Genomic DNA, 18,643 nt, shown 5'->3' on the forward strand with positions numbered 1-18,643 from the left:
CGCCAATGGAAACGCACATCGATGCCTATGTAAGGCAGGCCGACGGCAACTGCATCAAGGTGATGCTGTTCAATGGCCGCTCGCGGGCCTCGCTGCAGTCGCTGGGCTTCACCGCTGGCGATGAAAACACCCTCACCCTGCCGGTCCCCGACGCTGCAGCCAAGGCCGCCGTCTTCCTCCGCCTGCGTGATCTCGGCGTTGCCTTCTCGGCGGGCAGGGAGTGGTTTCCGGCCGACGTGTTCGAGCATCTCCGCGATGGCGGTGTGCTGGAGGGACCCTACCTGCGGATTGCGTGGCGCACACCGCAGCAGTTCACCGTGACCACGGCGTAGCCACAGCATGGACGTGATCGAGATCGATGGAGCGAATCTGCTGCGCGATGCTGCGGACGGCTGGCAGCTGCAGGTATCCGTGGTCTCGCAGGACCGCACGCGGCTGGCCTGCATCCTTCGTGTCGGGCAGCGCTTTCGCGTCGAGCGGTTCCTGCGCGGACACATGCGGCCGCAGTGGCACGGGGAGTGGTGGGTGCAGCAGCCGCAGCACTCGATCACCGACAGCGGGCAGCAGGCACAGGTGCTTGCCGACGAGTGGCTGGCGCCCGTCGGCTGACCACCGCGAACTGAGAACCGCTCCGTCGCCGGCAAGGTCGTTCCGCTATGATCGCCCGCACATCGCCGCAGGCGATGTGCCCGCCTCAAGCCAGCAGGAACCATCGTGAACGCCCAGCCCGCACCCATCACCGCCCTCAACCACACGCTCGACAACGAGCCGCAGCAGATCACCGCGCCGCTGACCCATTCGGCCGCGTTCCTGGTGCTGACGGTGAAGGACGATGCGGCATCGCTGGCGAAGGTGCGCGAGGTGCTGGCCAGCACCGATGACCTGATCAAGAACACCGCCATCCGCGAGATCGAGCGCACCTTCACCTGCAACGTGGCCATCGGCCACCGCGTGTGGGCGCCGCTGGTGGGCAGTACGCCGCCGCGCGAGTTGAAGCCGTTCCAGGAAGTGAAGGGTGCGACCCACACGGCAGTCTCCACGCCGGGCGACCTGCTGTACCACATCCGTGCACGCACGATGGATCTGATCGTGGCCTTCGAGCGCAACCTGATGATGGCCTTCGGCGATGCGGTGGACGCGGTGGATGACGTGGCCGGTTTCCGCTACTTCGACGGCCGCGACCTGCTCGATTTCGTCGACGGCACGGCCAACCCCGAAGGCCTGTCACTTCCGGAGGCGACCATCGTCGGCGACGAGGATCCCGACCATGCCGGTGGCAGCTACGTGGTGGTGCAGAAGTACCTGCACAACCTCGATGCCTGGCGTGCGCAGAAGACCGAGGCGCAGGAGGCGATCATCGGACGCACCAAGCACGACAACATCGAGCTGGACGACGCACCGGCCGACGCGCAGAAGTCGCACAAGACGCTGTGCACCATCGAGGATGCCGACGGCGAGCACGAGATCCTGCGCGACAACATGCCCTTCGCCAATCCGGGGCGCGGCGAGTACGGCACCTACTTCATCGGCTACACGCGTCGGCTGTGGGTGATCGAGAAGATGCTGGAGCGGATGTTCATCGGCAATCCGGCGCCGCTGCACGACCGCATTCTCGATTTCTCCACCGCGACCACCGGCGTCACCTTCTTTGCGCCCTCGCGCAAGGTGCTGGCCGACCTGGGCGACTGATCACGCCGGGTGGGGCAGCCAGGTAGATCCACGCCATGCGTGGATGGATCAACCGGTTGCCCGGAACAGCCACGCATGGCGTGGCTCTACTGCGCCGCCATCTGCCTGTCATCTACGGCGCCGACCATGACGCGTTGGGATGGACGTGGAGACGTGGGTGATGGCTTCCGCAGGAAACAAGCGCACCTCGCGCCGTGGCTGGCGCCCGTTGGCATGGTTGCTGGGCCTGTTGGCGCTGGGGAGCGCCAGCGTGTCCGCACAGGACGCGCCTGCGCATTGGATGGCCTATGCCGCCTCCGTCAGCGGCGAGTTGCAGCAGCGTCTGCAGCAGGAGCAGGATCCGCACGCGCAGCGCCTGCTGGCCTGGCTGCAGGAACACCCCGATGCGCCGGCGCCGTTGGTGGTGAGCGTGTGGATCGCCGGCGATGGCGCTATCTCGAAACTGGAATTCGACAGCCTGGGTGATGCACAGGTCGATGCCGATCTGCGTGCGGCGCTGCAGGCCACGCCGTTGCCGGCGGCGCCGCCGAAGGACATGCGCCAGCCACTGCGATTGGGGCTGACCCTTACCCAGTAGATCCACGCCATGCGTGGATGCCGGGCATCGGTAGACGCCAACCTTGGTTGGCGCTCACCTGCCGACCAAGGTCGGCATCTACCAAACGCAGCCACGCATGGCGTGACTCTACTGCGCAGGTACTGCCTGCGGCTCGCGCGCGGCGGCGCGCCACGCCCGCAGGCCGAACAATGCCAGGCCCAGGAAGAACACGTACAACGCAGCAGTCACGTGCAGCGATTTGAACAGATAGGCGCCCACGTAGACCACGTCCACCACGATCCACACCCACCAGCAGGCGGTGTGCCGGCGGGCCTGCCACCATTGCCCGACCAGGCTCAGTGCGGTCAGCATCGCGTCCAGCCACGGCAACGCTGCATCGGTGAAGGTGTGCATGCCGGCGCCAAGCGCCACGCCGCCACACAGGCCGATGGCCAGGTCGCGCAGCAGCTTGCCGCGCGCCAGCGGCACGATGCGGATGCTGCCTTCATCGGCGGCGTGCTGGCGCCAGTTGATCCAGCCGTAGACCAGGAAACCACCAAAGGCGACCTGCAGCAGCGTGTCCGAGTACAGCTTGGCTTCGGCGAACACCGCGCCGTACAGCGCGACCGACAGCAGGCCGACCGGCCACGCGGCCAGCCGTCGCTTTGCCATCAGCCACACCCCGAGGATGCTGAAGAGCGCGGCAGTCCACTCGAGCGCGACGCCGCTCACAGCGCGAACGTCACCGACAGGCGCGCCTGCCGCGGCGCACCCGGGAACAGGTAGTAGTCACCGCCGCTGCTGCCGGTGTCGCGCCAGTAGAAGCGGTTGAACAGGTTGTCCACCGACAGGTTCCAGCTGACCGCACGGTCGTGCAGGCGGTGCTGGAAGCGCAGGCCGGCGTCGAACACCGAGTAGTCCGGTGCGCGCACACCGCCGTCGGCGCGGGCCACGTTGGAGGAGGCATAGCGCCAGCCACCCGTCACATCCAGGCCTTCAACGAACGGCAGCGCGTAGGCCAGGTGCACGCTGGCGCGCACCTTGGGCACGTTCACCAGCTGATGGCCTTCATAGGCTGGGGTGCCGGTGTCGCGTGCGCGCGCCTGCAGCACGCTGGCGCTGGCGACGATCTGCAGCGCGTCGGTCAGCTGGCCGTTGGCGGTCAGTTCCAGGCCGGTATGGGTCTGCTGGCCTTCTTCGACGAAGGTGTAGCCGACGTCGCTGCCGTCGGGCTTTGCGTACTGGTAGGGCTGGGAGGTGCGGAACACGGCCGCGCCCAGGGTGAGGGCGTCCACTGGCACGTACTTCACGCCCACTTCCAGCTGCCGCGACTGCATCGACGGCAGGAAGGTATCGGCGTTGGACGTCCAGAACGGTGCTTCCTGGCCCAGCGAAATGCCGCGCACGTAGCTGGCGTAGGCGTTGAGCTGGTCGGTGGCTTTCCACACCAGCGCGGTCTGCGGCAGGAAGCGCGAGAGGCGGCTGTGGCGCTGCGGCGTGCCGCGCTTGTCGTAGGCGCGCTCGTCCAGGCGCACGAAGCGGCCGCCGGCCAGCCACTGCCAGTCATCGCCGAAGCTCATCCGGTCCAGCGCGAAGAACGCGGTCTGCCGGCTGTCCAGGCGCCGTGCCGATGCACCCGGCATCTTCGGCGAGGGCTCGAACACCGGCACCTGCACGTCGTGGATGTTGCTGGTGCCGACGTACTCGTTGACGCTCGGGCGCTTGTCGATGGTGCGGCGGAAGTAGTCGGCGCCGATGCTCAGCTGGTGGCCGACGCTGCCGGTCTCGAAACTGCCGCGCAGTTCGGCACGGGCCTGCTGGTTGCGGCGGGTGTCATCCGGGCTGCGGTAGTCGTAGATGTCGTAGTCGCCGTTGGGGGCGAAGTAGTTGCCCGGCACGCTGCCGTCTGCGCACCCTGCGGTGTAGTAGCAGCCGTAGGCGAAGGCGACGTTGTCATCGATCACCGAGCGGCTGTGGCCGAACGAGACGCGCGACTGCCACGCATCGTTGAAGTCATAGGTGTGCAGCGCGGTGATGTTGGTGCTGGCAATGTCCACCGGCCGCTGCCACGGCTGGTAGCCGAGCAGGCGTTCGCGGTCGACGCCGCGCGGCAGGTCGCGCGCGCCCAGCAGCTGGAAGCCGGACACCGAGCGCTGCGCGCTGGTCTGGTAGTTGGCATCCACTTCCAGCTTGCCGTGTTCGCCGATCAGCCAGTCGGTGGCCAGCGAATAGAAGTTGCGCCGACCGTCGGCATGCTCGACGTAGGAATCACTGGCATCCCAGGCCGCGTTCAGACGCACGCCGAAGCGCGGGGTCAGCCAGTGGCCGACATCCACGGCGGCATAGCGCGAGCCTTCCGAATCGGTGCCCAGGGTGACCGTGCGCACTTCCGCCGGGCGCTTGCCCACGTAGTTGATGATGCCGCCGGGCGCCATCACGCCAGCCGCCAGGCCGGCTTCGCCCTTGAGGATCTGTACTTCCTGGATGTTCTCCAGTGCCAGGCGCTGCTCGCCGGCGATGGACATGCCGTTGAAGCGGTAGCCGGTGGCCGCATCCAGCGCGAAGCCGCGGATGGCGATGTTCTGGTAGTAGCCCACCGGCGCATAGGCATCGCCCAGCGAGGCATCATTGCTGGCCAGCTCGGACAGCGAACGCACCTGGCGGCGGTCGAGGTAGTCGCGCTCCAGCACGTTCACCGAGGCGGGGGTGTCCTTCCACGAGCCGCCGCCGAAGGCGTTGACGCGCGAGGTGTCGGCCTTCGGTTTGCCGGCCTGCACGCGCACCGCCGCCAGTTCGGTGGGTGAGGAGGGCGCATCAGCAGCGTCGGTGCCTGCCTCGCTGGCGTACAGCGGCAGGGCGGCGCACAGGGCGAGGGCGAGCAGGGTGGGGCGCAGGCAGCGGTTCATTCGATTCGTCTTCAGACAACAAGGGAGACGAAGCGACGGCGCGCAGGTGCACCGGCCCATGACGGGGGTGTGGCTGCGGCTCAAAGCTCCCTACGCCGGTGCAAACCGGATCAGGTTCCAAGGGACTCTCTCAGCCTGGCAGATCCAGGCACCCCCGCTTCAGGTGACCATTTCACTACAAATGGTACGGATTTGCGAGCTACCGCCCTTCAGCCGGGGTCAGATCCCTTTCCAACGGAAAGGGATCTGACCCCGGCCGAGCGCATCATCGACGCATGGCGTCGATCTACTGAGTACCCCGCGTGTTTGCTGGCTCGCGGCTCACGCGGCGGCGTGCAGGGCCGCCAGCAGGGCCTGGCCGGGGGCCGTGGCGAACCACGCCGGATGCCCGAGCATGAACGGCTGCCAGGCCACATCGGCGTTCGCGGTCGATCCGGTGACGCCCTCGAAATACTCCACTTCGGACAGAGCGAAGTCGAAATGCACCATCGGCAGCAGGTCGGCCAGCAGGTGCACGCGCGTGGGCGACAGCGGCAGTTCCTGCCGATAGCCGTCCAGCAGGGCCAGGGCGATGTCGATGCGAACAGCATCGGTGCCGCGCTCCAGCTGCAGCCAGGCCACCGCGTTGCGTTCGATCGCGGTGGCCAGGTCGAACAGCGCGCTGGTGGGCGAGGCCAGGCCGAAATCGAGCACCGTGGCAATCGTGCCGTCGTCGTTCCACAGCAGGTTGGAGACGTGCCAGTCGTTGTGCGCCCACAGCCGCGGTTCGTCCTGCAGGCGCGCGGCCAGGCCGTGGTGCCACGGCAGCACATCGCGGCGCAGCTGTTCTTCCCAGGGAATGCGCGCCAGGTAGCGGGCTAACCCGGGGCGGTTGCCGAGGTCGGCCTTCAGCGCGGCGATCGGGTCATCGGCGCGGATCAGGTCGTCGCGTGCCACCAGCAGATGGGTACTGCGCTGCGGGGCGTGGTAGCTGGCGGCCGCGCGGTGCAGCGTGGCCAGCACGCGCCCTGCCTGGTGGGCCTGGGCAATGTCGGTCAGTGGTGACCATGACGGCAGCTCGCGATACAGGTCCTTGCCGGCGCCCACCGCATGCAGTTCGTAGGTCCACGGGCCGTGTTCGAGTGCGGTGCGGCCGTCGTTGCTGGCCAGCACCTGCACCACCGGCATGCCGGCAGTTGCCAGATGCGCGATGAAACGGTGTTCTTCTTCCAGGCTTCCAGCGCTGCGCACACTGTGGTGGTGGCGCTTGATGAAGACCGGACCGCCGGTGCCGTCGACGATGGCCGCGGCCGACAACGGACGCGGGCTGTGCCAGCGCAGCGTGCTGTCCGCGCCCAGCTGCGGAAAGTGGCCACGCAGCCAGGTGATCTCCTGCGCGTCGATCGCCGGCCAGTCGGCGACGACCTCGTCGTTGTTGAGGCCCTGCACGCGATGGGGGGAAGAAGTCATGCCACGGCCGCTGGTGAGTAATGGAACATCCAAGGCTGCGCATTCAACGCCATGGACGCCACAGACGCAAACGGGCGGGTCATCGACCCGCCCGTCAGGGACGCCACGTGCGGCCTGTGGCCGGCGCGCTTACCAGCCGCGATGGCGGCCGCGGTCGTGGTAGTAGCGGTTGTCATGGCGCTCGCGCTGCCAGCGACGGTCATCGCGGCGGTCGTAGCCATAGCCGCGGTTGTAGCCCCGGTCATAACGGCGGTCGTAGCGACGGTCATAGCGCCCGTCGTAGCGTCGATCATGGCGGTCGGAGGTGGTCAGGTTGCCGATGGCGCCGCCGGCAACCGCGCCGCCGACGGTGGCAGCCGGGTCGCCGTTGGAGATCAGGTGACCCGCCACGCCGCCGACGACGGCACCGACCACGGTGCGCTTGTCCTTCCTCGACATCGCGCTGGCATCACTGACCACGGCCACGCCGGCAAGAAGTGCCAGGGCCATCGCCAGACCACGGAAGCTGAGTGCGGAAGTGCTGAGCATGTTGGGTTCTCCTGTGAGGTGCATGCCACGGTGGGCAGGAAGGGCGCTGGGCGCCCCGGCTGCCGTAGGGACCACGCTGGTGCCCGGACATTGCCGGAACATTGCGCGCGATCCCCGTGCGGCTTGCGCATTCATCTAGCGTCAGGCGGCATGAAGCGAGGCTGAAAGCGCGGCGGCCGCTCAGCTGCCAGAAAGGAAAAGGGCCGCAGTACGCGGCCCTTCCCATGGCTTCCCCTGCCTGGCCTGGCTCAGTGGCCCATGGCGCGCTGGGCCTGCTTCACCTGCTCCTGCTGGGCGTCCTGCTGCTGCAGGACATTCGGTGCACCGTGCACCGCACCACTGCTGAGTGCCATGCTCTGCTCGCTGGCCGCACGGGTGTCCACCGCCGCGCGGCAGGCAGCCGGGTCACCGGAGGTGCCCTGTACGGCAAACATGCGCTCGCCGTTGGTGCTGGGCACCACCGAATCGATGCGCTGCATGCCGCTGGCCTGCGCTTCCTTGGTCAGTGCAGCGGCGGCGGCCTCCAGTGCATGGCGGTCCTTGAAGGTGCCTGCCGGCAGGCCTTCCATGCCCTTCACGGCCTGGTTGTACATCGGGTTCTGCGGATGGCGCTCGTCATTGAGCAGCGGGCGCTCGCGCGCGTCCTTGATCGCATCCAGCGTCTTCGGGCCGATGATGCCGTCCACTGCCAGACCGTTGTCCTTCTGCAGCTGGCGCACGGCAGCCTCGGTGTTGCGACCGAACTTCCCATCCTCGACCAGCGGCTTGCCGTCGGCACCCACATACCCCAGGTGGCCCAGCTGTTCCTGCGCCCTGCGCACATCCTCGCCGTGCGCACCCTGCTTATGCACTTCGTTGCTGGTCTGCGGCTTTTCCTGCGGGGACGGCTTCGGCTCGGCGGCGCCCTTGGCCTGCGCCTGCTCGTGCGCCTGGCTGCGGTTTTCCAGCAGATCGCGTGCCTGGTGCAGCGGATCGGAGGCGAACAGCTTCCAGTTGGGGTGGTCCTTTACCTGCTTGAGGTAATCCTCCACCGGCATGGTATGCACGCCCAGCTTGCCGGTGGACTGGCTGATCAGCAGCTTGTCGGTGTTCGGGTCTCGCACCACCATCACGATGTGGTCGATGCCGTTCCAGTGCTCGTGCTTGGTCTTGGCCGTATCCAGGCCGATCACCATGCCTTCCTTCAGCGCACCCGGCTTGAGGATGTCGTCGCGCTTGAGCAGCACGCCGGAGTCCTTGTAGGCGTCATGCACGATACCGCCGGAGCCGGCGAAGCCCAGCTTGATCTTGTCGGCGTCGGCGAACACCGCATGGCCGGCCTTCTGGTTGATCTCATCCTGGGTCTTGTTGAGCATCGTGCCGACCCAGCCGGAGCAGTCGATGTAGCCTTGCTCGACGTTCTTGCCGGTGACACCCTTGCCACGGTAGTACTGGCTAGATTCGATGTTGATCGCGTACTTGACGTTGTCGTACTTCACGCCGGCGTTGTAGGCCGCATCCAGCGAAATGCCGGGTGCATCGGGCTTGGCGGCAGCAGCCGTGGCGGTAGCGGCGATGGCTGCGGCACCGGCGGCGACGGCGGCCTGCGCGGCGGGGGTCACGGTCTGCGTCGGTGCGGCCTGCACCGGCGCCGGACGCGCCTGGGCCTCGGTGATCGGCGCGATGTTTTTTTCCGGGATGCTGATCGCGTCGTACTTGCGGTCGTAGTACTGGGCGAAGGTGCTGGCCAGGTCACGATCATTCATCGTGCGCATCTCCGCGCGCGTATGCCCGGTCAGCGCTTCTACGTCACCGCCGATCTGGCCCATGATGCGCGGGCGCATGTCGATCGGATCGCCGTGGCCGTCGCGCACCACGCCGAACGTGCCGGTGGCGATCGCGGTCTGGATCGAACCGTAGCCGGCCGCACCCTGCTGGTGTGCCAGATACAGGTCAAGGCCGCTCGGCTTGTCATCACCGGACAGGTAGGGATGGCCGGTGCGGTCATGGCGCTTTTCCATGTCCGCAAGGTTGCGCTTGAACATCTCCGCTGCCGCTTCGGTGTTGCGGGTCGGGTCGTACTCGTGGCCGGTCAGGCCGTACTGCCTGGCCGACGACGGCAGGAACTGGAACAGGCCCTTGGCATCGGTCTTGTCGTTGTGCGCGCGCTCGTTGAAGCGGCCACCGGTCTCGATGTGGGCAAAGCGCAGGAAGTCCTCGCTGGCGATGCCCTTGCGCTGTGCAACCTGCTCGATGATGTCGAGAACTTCCTTTTTGCTGTAGTCACGTTGTGCCATGACACTTCCTCTGGGGTTGATGGAGCGGCCTTTGCCGCGATACGCCAACCGGACTCATCCGTGAGTCTTCAACATGTCGGTCAACAGGTGCTGCGGGGTGGTGCGTCTTACTTTTCGACGTAGGCCTTGCGGGCGGCGTCGTAGTGGTACTGGCGCGCGTCGGCCGCACCCAGCGCACGGGTCTGGCCCGGGCCGGAAATGGTGGTGCCGGTGGCGGTGACCGTGATGGTGGGCAGGTCGCTGCCGGCGACGGCGCTGAAGGCCAGTGCGCCCCGGTTGCTGACGCACGGCATCACCTGGCCCTCGTCGCAGGCGGCTGAATTGTCTTCGCCGGTGATCACCGTGCCCGCGCTGGCCCAGACCTGGCCGTCTTCGGACTTCTCGTAGTCCGGGTTGAATACCAGCACGGTGTAGCTTTCGATGCTGGTACCGGTAGCGAAGGTGCTGGTCGGCACTGCCAGCACCAGCTTGCCGGCCGGGGTGCGGTATTCCAGCGGCTTGCGCTTGCTGTCGATGTCCGGCGCGGTGCCATAGGCGCCGACGGTACCGATCCACGGTTCGGCGCCCTTGAACACCCAGGGACGATCCGGCTTGTCGCCGGTCAGGGTGAAGGTGGCTTCGGTCAGGGTGACCTGGCTGTCCGGACCGGCTTCGTCTTCGCCGAGCTTGCCGTACTTCTGCGGTGTGTTCCAGGCAAAGCCGGTGTAATAGCGGGTGCCGGCCAGTTCGAAGGCATGGCCGAACCAGAAGGTGGCGACACTGCCATTGGCTACTTCATACGAAACGGCGCCATCGCCGTCGACGTCGTAGATGAAATACAGCACGCTGCCGGCATCGGGGGGCGTGGCGGTGGCCGTGGTGGCGGGTGTGGCAGAGCTCTGCATCGGGGCAACATCCTGTCGTGGCGCGGTGGCGCCCTGTGGTGACGCGGTCGAAGGCGAGGGGGTGCAGGCGCTGGCAAGCAGCGCCACGAGCAGGCCGGCGAACGTCGCACACAGGCGTGGGCGGACACGGGCCAAGCGGGATTCCGGAAGGATCTTCATGCACCTCTCCATGGTTTGCGGGCGTCGGGCAGGAAGGCCAACGCAGAACACGCCCCGCCCTCGATGAGGGGGAACGTCGTGATGAGCCGGTCGATTCCTTCGACCTCGCATAGGAAAACCCATCGACGCGGATGATGGCACAGATGCGACGGCGATCACAGGGGGGCAGGGAGGAGCCTCCCGCCAGAGAACTGCGAACGGTGTCTCAGATCCTGCCGTCGCGCAGGTAGTCGAACAGCTCCGCGTCGCCCTTCAGCCCGAGCTTGAGCATGGCGTCACCCTTCTGGCGGCTGATGGTGCTGACGCTCTTGTGCAGCTGCAGCGAGATTTCCTTGACCGTCATGCCGGTGCCGAGCAGCCGCAGCACCTCCACTTCGCGCGGCGACAACGGCTTGCCGTCACCCTCGCGCATGCGCCAGCTGCCGGCTTCCTCCACCCGCTCGCGCAGGCTGCGGCTGATGTAGGACTGGCCGCGATAGACCGCCTGGATCGCCTGCGGCAGTTCATCCATCGACGAACTCTTGTCGACCAGGCCGAGCACGCCGCTGTCGAGCACCATGCGCAGGATCGCCAGGTTGTTGGAGACGCTGAGCATGAGCACCGGCAGGTCGGGATGGCGGCGGCGGATCATGCCGATCATGGCGAAGCCATCGGCCTGCGGGCTGCCAGGCATCGAGTAGTCGGTGACCAGCAGGTCGCAGGGCTGGGTTGTCAGCAGGGTCATCAGCGCCTGGGCGTTGTCGGCCTCGCCAACGACGCGGCCAACGCCGCTGGATTCGATGACGGCGCGGGTACCGATGCGGACCACGGGGTGATCGTCTGCGATGATGATGCGCAAGGTCATGCTCTAGTATGGCCACCGGCACGCCGGACCGCGACCGTCGCGGTCCCTGGCAGGACTTCCAGGAGATCGTTGCAGATGCGCAGCTGGGCGGCTCGTGGACTGATCCTGTTGACGACCCTGCTGGCGCTGCCGGCGCTGGCCCAGCCTGCGTCCACGCCGGGGCCGTTGCCGCTCAGCCCCCTGCAGCGCGAGTACCTGGCCGCACATCCTGTTGTCGTTGTTGGACAGTATGACAGTGGCTGGCCTCCTTTTGAGTCGATCCAGGACGGGAAGCAGGTGGGCCTTGGCCCGGACTACCTGACGCTTTCGGCCCGGCAGCTTGGCCTGAAGGTGGAGACGCGCCGTTTTGCGGACTGGCCCTCCGTGCTGGATGCGGCATGTCGCGGCGAAATCGACGTGGTGATGAACATCGCGCTCAGCGCCGAGCGTACCCGTTGCATGGTCTATACCGCCGCCTATGCCGAAGCACCGCTGGCCATGGTCGGACGTCCTCAGGACCTGCGTGCTTCGGAGGCACCTGATCTGGATGGCCTGCGCGTTGTGGTCGAGCAGGACTTCATGACCGGACCGCAGGTGCGTGCGCGGTTCCCAAGAGCACGACAACTTGTCGCAGACAACACGCTGACGGCCTTGCGTATGGTCAGAGACGACAAAGCCGACATTTTCATCGGCAATGCCTACGTGGCGACGGAACTGATCGCCGCCAACGGGTTGAAGGGTGTGGCGTTGCTGCGGCCCAGCGATCTGCCCCCGGAGCAGTTGCATTTCGGTGTGCCCAACAGCAAACAGCCGTTGTCCGAAGCACTGGACCTAGCGCTTGCCGCCGTCAGCGAAGCGCAGCGTGACGCCCTCGCGCAGCGCTGGCTGCCACCGCCGCAGTGGTCGGCGTCGGCGCAGCTGGCATTGAGCCAGGCCGAGAAACGCGTGCTGCAGCAACCCTTGAAGATCGGCTTTGCGCCCAACGCCGCGCCGCTGTCGTTTGCCGACAGGAATGGCAAGCCCAGTGGCCTGACCAACGAATACCTGCAGCGCCTGCTGCAGGCCGGCGCCAACCTGCAGGTTGAAAACAGCCATGACTGGTATGAGGTGCGCGAGAAGGCGCGTCGCGGAGAACTGCAGGCGGTGATCGGCATTCCTGCCGATTCGAACTATCTCGGGCCGGAATGGGTGTTCAGCCAGCCCTTCATCACCGTTCCCAATGTGATTGTCACCCGCACTGACAGTCCGTCGATGCTGGGTTTGTCGGACCTGGACGGCAAGCGCGTGCTGTTGTCCGATCCCGAGCGCATCCGTGGCTACGTGCAGCATCAGGCACCGTCGGTGAAGATCGTCGCCGCGCGCAGCGCCGAGCAGGCCCTGCAACGCCTGGCAGATGGCGAGGCCGATGCCTACGTGGGCAACCTGGCGCTGGTCGACCAGCTGCTGCGCAACCGCTTCCCGGGGCGCCTGCAACTGGCCGCGCCAGCCGGGTTCAACGACCAGCTGGCGCTGGCGGTGGAGCGCCGCCATGCGGCATTGGCCACCACCTTCGACCGCCTGCTGCTGCAGATGGGGCCGCGCCGGCGCGAGGCCCTGCGCGGCGATTGGTTGTCGGTGGAATACCGCGATGGAGTGGACTGGCGCACCCTGCTGCGCTGGGGCCTTCCCCTGCTGCTGGTGCTGACCACTGCTGTGGCAATGCATGGGCTGGGACACTGGCGGTTGCGCCGCGAAGTGGCTGGCCGTCGCGAGCTGGAGCAGCGCCTGGCCGAGGTGACCGACAACCTGCCTGCCATCGTCTACCAGGCCCGCCGCGAAGCAGACGGCACCCTGAGCTTCCCTTTCATTGCCGGCGATGTGCAGTCGATGTTCGGCATCAGCCGGCAGCAGGCGGAGTCGGACGGGCAGGCGCTGCTGGCATGCATCGATGCCGACGACCGCGAAAAGGTGCTGCGTGCGATGGAGCTGGCGGCGCGCAATTTCGCCCCGCTGTCCTTCGAGTTCCGTATCCACCGTGACGGAAGCGCGCCCTGCTGGGTGCGCAGCCAGGCGCACCCGTATTCAACCGAAGCGGGTGCGGTGACCTGGAGTGGTTACTGGGTGGACGTGAGCCAGGCGCGCGCGCAGGCCGACGCGTTGGCCGCGGCGAAGGTCGAAGCCGAGCAGGCTGCGGCAGCCAAATCGCGCTTCCTGGCCACCATGAGCCATGAAATCCGCACGCCAATGAGCGGTGTGCTGGGCATGCTGGAAGTGCTGGCGCATTCGCCGCTGGACGCCGAACAGCAACGCATCCTCGGCGTGATCGAAGACTCGGCGCAGATGCTGCGGCAGATCCTGGACGACATCCTCGACTATTCGCGGATGGAAGCGGGCGCGCTGCGCCTGGAGCCGGTGCCGCTGCCGGTGCGGCCACTGCTGGAGGGGGTGCATCGACTGTTGTTGCCGCAGGCCACTGCGCGTGGCCTGGACCTGCAGCTGGACATCGACGAACAGCTGGCACAGGCCCATGAGGTGGACGGCGTGCGCCTGCGCCAGATCGTGTTCAACCTGCTCAGCAATGCCATCAAGTTCACCGTGAAGGGCTCGGTGCGGCTGCAGCTGGAAGTGTTGGGGCCTACTGCCGAGGATGGCAGCCAGCCGCTGCGCCTGAGCGTCACCGACACCGGCATCGGCATCGCGCCGGAGCAGCTGCCGACCCTGTTCGAACCCTTCACCCAGGCCGGCGCGTACATCCAGCGCGACCATGGGGGCACCGGGCTGGGCCTGAGCATCTGCCGGCGCCTGGTGCAGAAGATGGACGGCGAACTGAAGCTGGAAAGCACGCTGGGCGAAGGAACGCGGGTTGACGTGCTGCTGTCGCTGGTGGAAGCGCGCAGCGAGGATGTGATCGCGCTGCAGGCCGAGCACCAGCAGATCGCCCTGCTGCCGCCAGATCTGCGCCAGGCACGGGTGATGATCATTGAAGACCATCCCACCAACCAGGCGATGATGGCCTGGCGCCTGCAGCAGCTGGGCGTGCCGCATGTGCTGGTTGATGACGGGCAGCAGGCATTGGACCGGCTGGCGGAGGAATCCTTCGATCTGGTCATCACCGACTGCCGCATGCCGGTGCTGGACGGATTTGGTTTCACCCGCCTGCTGCGCGAGCGCGAGGGGCGCAACGGCCAGCCGCGCATGCCGGTGCTGGCGCTGACCGCCAGCGTGCTTGACGATGACGCACGCCGCTGCCGCGAAGCCGGCATGGACGACGTGCTGGCCAAGCCATTGTCGCTGGCGACGCTGCGGCAGGCACTGCTGCGCTGGTTGCCGCGCGCCGAGGGTGCTGAAGATGACCAGGCCGCGGTGGACAGCGACGATGAGCCCGAGGGCGACGAGGGGCTACCCGACCTGGCGACCCTGCAACGGCGCTTCGGTTCGCGCGAGATCGCCCGGCAGCTGCACGACAGCCTGGTCAAGGCCAGCAACGAGGACATCGCGGCCCTGCAGCGCGCGCTGCACGAAGGCGACCGGGTGACGGCCGCGCTGCACCTGCATCGGCAGGCCGGTGCGCTGGGGGCGGTGGGTGCACGCGGCCTGGCCGATCGCGCCAACGCGCTGGTGGAACGGTTGCAGGCCGCGGGCGATGCAGAGGTCGCATCGGCGGTTGCCGACGCCGGGCAGTTCGTGGCGCATCTGCAGCACCAGCTGCAGCGCCTGGCTCACTGAGCCGCGTGCTCCTGCAGGTAAGCGATCACCAGCGCGCGACGCTCGGCGCTCGGGAAGGCGTTGTACATGCGCGTGCCGGGTACCAGATGGGTGGGCGACTGCAGGAAGGTGTCCAGGGTCTGCGCACTCCAGACGAAGTCGGCGCGGCGCATGCCCTGCGAGTATCCGTAGTCGGGCAGGCTGCCCGCACGGCGGCCGATCACCCCATGCAGGTTGGGACCGAAGCGGTGGATGCCGCCGGCATTGACGGTATGGCAGCCCGCGCACAGTTCGAACGCGCGCTGCATCGCCTGCTGGCGCGCCTGTTCGGGCGTGCTGGGCGCAGCGGGCGGGCGCTGGCACGCACTGGCGACCAGGATCGTGGCAACAGCGGGAAGCAGACGAAGGGCACGCATGGGCGAGCAGGATAACGGGCGCACGCGCCGTGGGGCTGCGACCGGCCGTCGCAGCCCCATCGCCGGTCACATGCCGGAGTAGTTCGGTCCGCCGCCGCCCTGCGGGGTCACCCAGACGATGTTCTGGGTCGGATCCTTGATGTCGCAGGTCTTGCAGTGCACGCAGTTCTGCGCGTTGATCTGCAGCCGCGCATCGTTGCCGTCGCCGACGAACTCGTACACGCCCGCCGGGCAGTAGCGCGCTTCCGGACCGGCGTACTCGGCCAGGTTCACCCTCACCGGGATGCTCGCATCCTTCAGCGTCAGGTGGCTGGGCTGGTTCTCGTCGTGGTTGGTGCTGCTGAGGAACACCGAGCTGAGGCGGTCGAAGGTCAGCACGCCATCGGGCTTGGGATAGGCAATGCGCGTGTGCTTGGATGCCGGCTCCAGGCAGGCGTGGTCCGGGATGCTGTGGCGCAGGGTCCACGGCGGGTTGCGCACGCCCAGCTTCGGCAGCAGCCACTGCTCGATGCCGGTCATCAGCGTGGCCACGGTCTGGCCCTTCTTGAACCACTGCTTGAAGTTCTTGGACAGCTTCAGTTCGTCGTGCAGCCAGCTGGTTTCAAAGGCGGCCGGGTAGGCGCTGAGCTCATCGTGCTGGCGATCGGCCACCAGCGCGTCGAAGGCGGCATCGGCGCACAGCATGCCGGTCTTGATCGCGGCGTGGCTGCCCTTGATGCGGCTGACGTTGAGGTAGCCGGCTTCGCAGCCAACCAGCGCGCCGCCCGGGAACACGGTCTTGGGCAGCGACATCAGGCCGCCCGCAGTGATCGCACGCGCGCCGTAGCCGATGCGGGTGCCGCCTTCCAGATGCTTGCGGATCGACGGATGGGTCTTGAAGCGCTGGAATTCCTCGAACGGGCTCAGCCAGGGGTTCTTGTAGTCCAGGCCGACCACGTAGCCGATGGCGACCTTGCCGCCGTCGGCGTGGTACAGGAAGGCACCGCCGTAGGTGTCGGTATCCAGCGGCCAGCCGGCTGCGTGCACCACCAGGCCCGGCTCATGCTTGGCCGGGTCGATCTGCCACAGTTCCTTGATGCCGATGCCGTAGGCCTGCGGATCCTTGCCTTCGTCCAGCTTGAAACGGCTGATCAGCTGGCGGCCGAGGTGGCCGCGCGCGCCTTCGGCGAACACCGTGTACTTCGCATGCAGGGCCATGCCGCGCTCGAAGGCCGGACCGATCGTGCCGTCCTTTTCGATGCCCATGTCGCCGGTAGCCACGCCGATCACCGCGCCGTCATCGCCGTACAGCACTTCGGCGGCGGCGAAGCCGGGGAAGATCGCCACTTCCAGCGCCTCGGCCTGCTGCGCCAGCCAGCGGGTGACCTCGCCCAGGCTGATGATGTAGTTGCCTTCGTTGTGGAAGCACTCGGGCAACAGCGCGTGCGGGGTGGTGCGCGCGCCGGTCTCGCTGAGGAACAGGAACTCGTCGCGGGTGACCTTCTGCTTCAGCGGTGCGCCGCGCTCGGCCCAGTCCGGGAACAGTTCGGTCAGCGCGCGCGGGTCCATCACCGCGCCGGACAGCACGTGCGCGCCGGGTTCGGAGCCCTTCTCCAGCACGCATACCGACAGTTCGCGGCCGGCGTCGATCGCACGTTGGCGCAGGCGGATCGCGGTGGCCAGGCCGGCCGGGCCGGCACCGACGACGACCACGTCGAATTCCATGACTTCACGCGGGGGCAGGGCGTTGGCTTCAGCACTCATCGATTGCATGACTCGTGGGTAGTGCCGGCATCGGGGCCACCGGCGGTTGCCTGGGAATCGCGCGTGCAGCCACGGGCGAAACGGTTGTTTGAATGTGTCAGGGTACCGGGACGGGCGTGATCGAGCTAGATCGCCGATGTTCACATCGCAATTGCTGCAATGCAGCGTAATGCGCGTGGTCTGGCAGGTGCCAACCCTGGTTGGCGTGAGCGGAAACACCAGCGCCGACCAGGGTCGGCCTCTACCCGCACACCAACGCCGCCCGGATGGCCGACAATGGCGGCAGTCCCGACTGCGTGTGAGTGCCATGGCTTTGGATCCGTACGACCTGTTCGATGTCCGTTCCCTGCTCAGCGAGGAAGAGCGCGCGGTACAGGAGAGCGTGGCCCGCTTCACCAACGAGCGCGTGCTGCCGATCATCGGTGATGCCTTCGACCAGGCACGGTTCCCGTCGGAACTGGTGCCGGAGATCGCCGCGCTTGGGCTGCTCGGCGCCACGCTGCCGGCCGAGTACGGCGGCGGCGACCTTGGCGCGGTCAGTTACGGGCTGATCTGTCAGGAGCTGGAGCGCGGCGATTCGGGCCTGCGCAGCTTCGTGTCGGTGCAGAGCTCGCTGTGCATGTACCCGATCTTTGCTTACGGCAGCGAAGAACAGCGCCGGCAATGGTTGCCGGCGATGGCCCGCGGCGAATTGATCGGCTGTTTCGGCCTGACCGAGGCACATGGTGGTTCCGACCCGGCCAGCATGAAGACCCGCGCGGTGCGCGATGGCAGCGACTGGCGCATCAACGGCAGCAAGATGTGGATCACCAGCGGACCGGTGGCCGACCTGGCCATCGTCTGGGCACAGACCGAAGACGGCATCCAGGGCTTCGTGCTGGAGAAGGGCATGCCCGGCTTCACCACCCAGGAAATCAAGCACAAGATGAGCCTTCGCGCGTCGCTGACCGGCGCGCTGTTCTTCGACGACGTGCGCGTGCCCGACAGCCACCGCCTGCCGAACGTGAAGGGGTTGAAGGGTCCGCTGGGCTGCCTGACCCAGGCACGATTCGGCATCAGCTGGGGTCCGATCGGCTCGGCCATCGCCTGCCTGGATGAAGCGCTGGGCTATGCCAAGGAGCGCGTCCTGTTCGGCCGTCCGCTGGCGGCCACGCAGAGCGCGCAGATCAAGCTGGCCGACATGGCCCGGCGCATCACCATGGCGCAGCTGCTGGCGTTGCAGCTCGGCCGACTGAAGGAAGCCGGGCAGGTGCAACCGCAGCAGGTCAGCCTGGCCAAGTGGAACAACTGCCGCATGGCGATCGACATCGCCCGCGAATGCCGCGACCTGCTGGGCGGCGCCGGCATCACCACCGAGCACGTGGCGATCCGCCATGCGCTGAACCTGGAATCGGTGATCACCTATGAAGGCACCGAGACCGTGCACCAGCTGGTGATCGGCCGCGAGCTGACCGGCATCAACGCGTTCTGAGTGCACCGGTAGTGCCGGCCGCTGGCCGGCGTTGCCGAGTAGGGTGGGCGGCAAAGGACGCCTATCCGGAGATGCAA

The 18,643-nt window shown here is 67.1% G+C and carries 15 protein-coding genes and 1 riboswitch; of the genes, 6 read left to right on the forward strand and 9 right to left on the reverse strand.

The features are described 5' to 3' along the window. The first annotated feature begins 5 nt into the window (after positions 1-5). The 4 genes from AC3WTC_RS06505 (at position 6) to AC3WTC_RS06520 (ending at position 2,266) form a co-directional block, all read left to right on the forward strand. The gene (locus tag AC3WTC_RS06505) at positions 6-332 is read left to right on the forward strand and encodes a hypothetical protein (RefSeq protein ID WP_080150303.1); all 327 of its coding nucleotides are present in this window, start codon (positions 6-8) and stop codon (positions 330-332) included. A 7-nt stretch (positions 333-339) separates the two neighbouring features. Then, on the forward strand, positions 340-609 hold the full coding sequence (locus AC3WTC_RS06510) for a hypothetical protein (RefSeq protein ID WP_080150305.1): 270 nt from the start codon (positions 340-342) through the stop codon (positions 607-609). Positions 610-714: 105 nt separating this feature from the next. After that, complete coding sequence (locus AC3WTC_RS06515) at positions 715-1,689, forward strand: Dyp-type peroxidase (RefSeq protein WP_059063175.1); 975 nt, start codon at positions 715-717, stop codon at positions 1,687-1,689. 160 nt (positions 1,690-1,849) lie between these two features. Further along, positions 1,850-2,266 carry a TonB C-terminal domain-containing protein gene (locus AC3WTC_RS06520; RefSeq protein ID WP_032978314.1) on the forward strand — a complete coding sequence of 139 codons (417 nt, stop codon included), beginning with the start codon at positions 1,850-1,852 and terminating at the stop codon, positions 2,264-2,266. 108 nt (positions 2,267-2,374) lie between these two features. On the opposite strand, the gene pnuC is transcribed toward AC3WTC_RS06520, so the two are convergent. The 7 genes from pnuC to AC3WTC_RS06555 form a co-directional block, all read right to left on the reverse strand. Further along, on the reverse strand, positions 2,375-2,959 hold the full coding sequence (gene pnuC / locus AC3WTC_RS06525; protein ID WP_025875884.1) for a nicotinamide riboside transporter PnuC: 585 nt from the start codon (positions 2,957-2,959) through the stop codon (positions 2,375-2,377). Next, positions 2,956-5,133 (reverse strand): TonB-dependent siderophore receptor, encoded by a 2,178-nt coding sequence (locus AC3WTC_RS06530; RefSeq protein ID WP_080150307.1) that lies wholly within the window; start codon positions 5,131-5,133, stop codon positions 2,956-2,958. The genes pnuC and AC3WTC_RS06530 overlap by 4 nt, the downstream gene beginning before the upstream one ends. A 70-nt stretch (positions 5,134-5,203) precedes the next feature. Further along, positions 5,204-5,299, reverse strand: a riboswitch (TPP riboswitch). 155 nt (positions 5,300-5,454) lie between these two features. Next, the gene (locus AC3WTC_RS06535; protein WP_080150313.1) at positions 5,455-6,582 is read right to left on the reverse strand and encodes a phosphotransferase enzyme family protein; all 1,128 of its coding nucleotides are present in this window, start codon (positions 6,580-6,582) and stop codon (positions 5,455-5,457) included. Between the two features lie 129 nt (positions 6,583-6,711). Beyond that, on the reverse strand, positions 6,712-7,110 hold the full coding sequence (locus AC3WTC_RS06540) for a glycine zipper 2TM domain-containing protein (protein ID WP_025875877.1): 399 nt from the start codon (positions 7,108-7,110) through the stop codon (positions 6,712-6,714). Between the two features lie 248 nt (positions 7,111-7,358). Then, entirely contained in the window at positions 7,359-9,386 is a 2,028-nt protein-coding gene (locus AC3WTC_RS06545) for a peptidoglycan-binding protein (protein WP_080150314.1), read from the reverse strand. 107 nt (positions 9,387-9,493) lie between these two features. Next, positions 9,494-10,429, reverse strand: a complete 936-nt coding sequence (locus AC3WTC_RS06550) for a hypothetical protein (protein WP_492711109.1) — start codon at positions 10,427-10,429, stop codon at positions 9,494-9,496. A gap of 205 nt (positions 10,430-10,634) precedes the next feature. Beyond that, the gene (locus AC3WTC_RS06555; protein ID WP_025875871.1) at positions 10,635-11,273 is read right to left on the reverse strand and encodes a response regulator; all 639 of its coding nucleotides are present in this window, start codon (positions 11,271-11,273) and stop codon (positions 10,635-10,637) included. A gap of 75 nt (positions 11,274-11,348) precedes the next feature. Between AC3WTC_RS06555 and AC3WTC_RS06560 the strand changes: the two genes are divergently transcribed. After that, on the forward strand, positions 11,349-14,957 hold the full coding sequence (locus AC3WTC_RS06560; protein WP_313283004.1) for an ATP-binding protein: 3,609 nt from the start codon (positions 11,349-11,351) through the stop codon (positions 14,955-14,957). Here AC3WTC_RS06560 and AC3WTC_RS06565 read toward each other — a convergent pair. Further along, positions 14,951-15,352: a c-type cytochrome gene (locus tag AC3WTC_RS06565; protein WP_033832730.1), complete on the reverse strand. Its 402-nt coding sequence runs from the start codon at positions 15,350-15,352 to the stop codon at positions 14,951-14,953. The genes AC3WTC_RS06560 and AC3WTC_RS06565 overlap by 7 nt on opposite strands. A gap of 66 nt (positions 15,353-15,418) precedes the next feature. Beyond that, positions 15,419-17,095 carry an electron transfer flavoprotein-ubiquinone oxidoreductase gene (locus tag AC3WTC_RS06570; RefSeq protein WP_492711110.1) on the reverse strand — a complete coding sequence of 559 codons (1,677 nt, stop codon included), beginning with the start codon at positions 17,093-17,095 and terminating at the stop codon, positions 15,419-15,421. 307 nt (positions 17,096-17,402) lie between these two features. Between AC3WTC_RS06570 and AC3WTC_RS06575 the strand changes: the two genes are divergently transcribed. Beyond that, positions 17,403-18,566, forward strand: a complete 1,164-nt coding sequence (locus AC3WTC_RS06575) for an acyl-CoA dehydrogenase family protein (protein ID WP_093820839.1) — start codon at positions 17,403-17,405, stop codon at positions 18,564-18,566. Positions 18,567-18,643: the final 77 nt, after the last annotated feature.

This window comes from Stenotrophomonas sp. FW305-C-20-S1, assembly GCF_058783335.1.

Bases quoted from the DNA above. Each gene is read 5' to 3' on its own strand.
- AC3WTC_RS06505 (WP_080150303.1), top strand. From the start codon at position 6: ATGGAAACGCACATCGATGCCTATGTAAGGCAGGCCGACGGCAACTGC.
- AC3WTC_RS06510 (WP_080150305.1), top strand. From the start codon at position 340: ATGGACGTGATCGAGATCGATGGAGCGAATCTGCTGCGCGATGCTGCG.
- AC3WTC_RS06520 (WP_032978314.1), top strand. From the start codon at position 1,850: ATGGCTTCCGCAGGAAACAAGCGCACCTCGCGCCGTGGCTGGCGCCCG.
- AC3WTC_RS06530 (WP_080150307.1), bottom strand. From the start codon at position 5,133: ATGAACCGCTGCCTGCGCCCCACCCTGCTCGCCCTCGCCCTGTGCGCC.
- AC3WTC_RS06535 (WP_080150313.1), bottom strand. From the start codon at position 6,582: ATGACTTCTTCCCCCCATCGCGTGCAGGGCCTCAACAACGACGAGGTC.
- AC3WTC_RS06540 (WP_025875877.1), bottom strand. From the start codon at position 7,110: ATGCTCAGCACTTCCGCACTCAGCTTCCGTGGTCTGGCGATGGCCCTG.
- AC3WTC_RS06545 (WP_080150314.1), bottom strand. From the start codon at position 9,386: ATGGCACAACGTGACTACAGCAAAAAGGAAGTTCTCGACATCATCGAG.
- AC3WTC_RS06550 (WP_492711109.1), bottom strand. From the start codon at position 10,429: ATGAAGATCCTTCCGGAATCCCGCTTGGCCCGTGTCCGCCCACGCCTG.
- AC3WTC_RS06555 (WP_025875871.1), bottom strand. From the start codon at position 11,273: ATGACCTTGCGCATCATCATCGCAGACGATCACCCCGTGGTCCGCATC.
- AC3WTC_RS06560 (WP_313283004.1), top strand. From the start codon at position 11,349: ATGCGCAGCTGGGCGGCTCGTGGACTGATCCTGTTGACGACCCTGCTG.
- AC3WTC_RS06565 (WP_033832730.1), bottom strand. From the start codon at position 15,352: ATGCGTGCCCTTCGTCTGCTTCCCGCTGTTGCCACGATCCTGGTCGCC.
- AC3WTC_RS06570 (WP_492711110.1), bottom strand. From the start codon at position 17,095: ATGAGTGCTGAAGCCAACGCCCTGCCCCCGCGTGAAGTCATGGAATTC.
- AC3WTC_RS06575 (WP_093820839.1), top strand. From the start codon at position 17,403: ATGGCTTTGGATCCGTACGACCTGTTCGATGTCCGTTCCCTGCTCAGC.